Source organism: Neopararhizobium haloflavum (genome assembly GCF_002750855.1).
GTDB classification, from domain to species: domain Bacteria; phylum Pseudomonadota; class Alphaproteobacteria; order Rhizobiales; family Rhizobiaceae; genus Georhizobium; species Georhizobium haloflavum.
The window spans coordinates 1-2,550 of the sequence record NZ_NWUC01000025.1 but is presented as its reverse complement, the minus strand read 5'-3'; the positions used below and the strand labels follow the sequence as shown (position 1 = coordinate 2,550).

Genomic DNA, 2,550 nt, shown 5'->3' with positions numbered 1-2,550 from the left:
TTTTTCCAGTATACATGTCGTTTATATAAAAGACAACAAACATCAACATAAAGAGGTAAGTATACAGAAAGAAGGAGGGAAGGGGAACAGGCGAACGGACCTTTAAGCGAGAGACTAACTTCCTTTAAGCGTTTGTCGAACAGGGAAGAGGATGGGATGAAGAAGGAGGGACTCTACTCGTTTAGAGAATTTAAATATACGAAAGTAAAAAGCTTATAGAGAACGAACGATGTTCAGACATTATTTGACCTTCTTTGCGGACGGCTTTAAGATCTGGAACGAGCACATCAACGTTTCATCAACACTCATCATTCCTCCGGCATTGTCGAACTCTCCGCAGTAATTGGGAGCAGAGAACAGTGTGACAAGTTGTCTTTTGGCAAAGAACTCGTAACCATCTTCCACCACTTGATGAGCACGACAAATGAGATCGAGGTCGTGTCTGTTCAGGAATTTGGCGACTACATCGGGACCGAAAGTGAAGGAAACTCCTCGGTCGTTTTCTCCCCATCCCTGCACATCTTTGTCGGGATCGGACCAAAGCAAATCGCACAGTAGACCCGTGTCGGGAACATCAGTTGGCCTCATTATCCGTCTGATTTGTTCCATGTTTTGTAGATCGGGAGAAAGACCTCCATGGCAACAGAAGATCTTCTCGTCGATAAGAGCTGCGATGGGCAAACAGTTGAAACAATCGGTGAACGTTTTCCACAACTTTATCGAGAACCGCCGTTTACATTCGTCATAGAATCCGTATATCCGGTTGATCGACGCACATTCGTGATTCCCGCGCAGTAAGAAAAAGTTCTCAGGGTATTTAATCTTGTACGCCAACAACAGACAGATAGTCTCTAGACTTTGTTTTCCACGATCCACATAATCCCCCAAAAAAAGGTAATTAGCCTCGGGAGGAAATCCACCATACTCAAAGAGACGAAGGAGGTCATTGTACTGTCCGTGAATATCACCACAGATTTTCAGCGGAGCTTCGAGTTCCAGTAAGATTGGTTGAGAAAGGAAGATCTCCCGGGATTTGTGACAGAGAGCACGGATCTCATTCTCAGACATCTGCACCGTCTTTCCAGGCCGGCATCCGCGGACTTCTAGAAGTCGCGTGATCAGGTGGTCGACATTCAGATCACCATCGTTGGTCATTTTAGGGGGCAAAAAGAACACAACTTAAGGGTTGTACTCAATGGGCAAGTTCTTCCTGCGGACCATACCGTCACCTTGGAACCATTCGCGGCGGAACTGCTTGGCGGCTCCGTCGGGGGTGTTGGTCCATTCGATGGTGATACGGTCGTTGTTGGTGTCATGTCAAACTGCAACTATGGAAGACAAGGGAATGTTCGAGAAGGCCAAGGACAAGATGGGCGACATGAAGGACTCGGTGAAGGACACCGCCCAGAGCGCCAAGGAAAAGATGACCGGCACGGCGCACGAGACCAGAGAGAAGGCGGGCGACATGGCCGCCAACGCTCGGGATGCGACGAAGGACAAGCTGAATGCTGCCGGCGACAAAATGAGAGGCAAGTAAGCAGCCGGAGATCGCAATTCCAACTCAGCTTTGTGTCTAACGAAAATCCTCGATGAATGTACATACATGGCCAGAGTAACATCATAAAATAATTTAGTTCGCTTCCACCTCCATGGCTGATTGCTGAGGCTGATCACTGGTTCCTTCGAGGGCGTCATGGTCGGCGATTTTATCTCCATGTTCAGCTTCTTCCATCTTGGACAACTTCTCGAAGAGACCCGAATATTTCTTCTTTTCCTTGGCCAAGAGTTCGGCTATCAGTTTATTGCAGACCAGGATCTGTTGGGCGGCCGCCTTGTTTTCCGGCTCCAATTCCAAGACCTTCTTATACACGGCGATGGCATCTTCCAATTCAGTTCGATGTTCCAAAGCTTGAGCCTTTCGGTAGAGAGCCTTCACATGGTCGGGCTTCCTTTCCAAGACTTTGTCGCAGAATTTGATGCATTCCGCGGTTTCATTCAATTTTATGTTGACCAAGGCGCAGTTGAGCCAAGCAGCGATCAAAACGGAGTCCACTTCTTCCTTTAGACTGTCCTGAGTTGGTTTCATATGTTCCAAAACATTAACGATCGCTTCGTACTTGTTCAGGGCCAATTGGAGCTTATTTTCCTTCAAGAACTTGGTGCCCTTCTCCTTCAGGACCTTTCCATGTTCGATTTTCTCTTCATCGGTCATCTCCCAACTGGCCTTAACCTTCACGAAGTCCGTCAAGAAGATGGTGAACTCAATCTCAGCATTCAATGGGAGGTTTACTCCCTCAGGGGATTTGGAGCCGTAAGTGAACCGCGGTCCTTTGAGGGTGACCCGGCATTTCTCTCCCTTGTTGATCCTTCTGAGGGCTCTGTCCACACCTTCTGGAAGTCCATATTCACACGCTTCTCCGAGTTCAAAGGTCACAGTTTTGTCGTAAAAAACATTTCCATTGTACGAGCCAACAGCATGGATAGTAACTGGTGCAAATTCACTGGGACAGTTGTATTTTTCTCCTTCAACAATCACCGACTTGATAATTG

General features: G+C 47.5%; 3 protein-coding genes. 1 reads left to right on the top strand and 2 read right to left on the bottom strand.

Going from position 1 to position 2,550, the window contains the following annotated elements; all coding sequences use genetic code 11:
• Positions 1 to 240: 240 nt before the first annotated feature.
• Positions 241 to 1,068, bottom strand: a complete 828-nt coding sequence (locus CN673_RS21725; protein ID WP_245410019.1) for a serine/threonine-protein phosphatase — start codon at positions 1,066 to 1,068, stop codon at positions 241 to 243.
• Positions 1,069 to 1,345: 277 nt separating this feature from the next.
• On the opposite strand from CN673_RS21725, the gene CN673_RS21720 reads away from it, so the two are divergent.
• Positions 1,346 to 1,537 (top strand): hypothetical protein, encoded by a 192-nt coding sequence (locus CN673_RS21720; RefSeq protein WP_157928989.1) that lies wholly within the window; start codon positions 1,346 to 1,348, stop codon positions 1,535 to 1,537.
• A 93-nt stretch (positions 1,538 to 1,630) separates the two neighbouring features.
• On the opposite strand, the gene CN673_RS21715 is transcribed toward CN673_RS21720, so the two are convergent.
• The coding region (locus tag CN673_RS21715) for a tetratricopeptide repeat protein (RefSeq protein ID WP_114149049.1) at positions 1,631 to 2,550 on the bottom strand (920 nt) is incomplete at its 5' end.

What these genes read in the sequence shown, in the direction of transcription:
- CN673_RS21725 (WP_245410019.1), bottom strand. Translation starts at nt 1,068, where the DNA reads ATGTCTGAGAATGAGATCCGTGCTCTCTGTCACAAATCCCGGGAGATC.
- CN673_RS21720 (WP_157928989.1), top strand. Translation starts at nt 1,346, where the DNA reads ATGTTCGAGAAGGCCAAGGACAAGATGGGCGACATGAAGGACTCGGTG.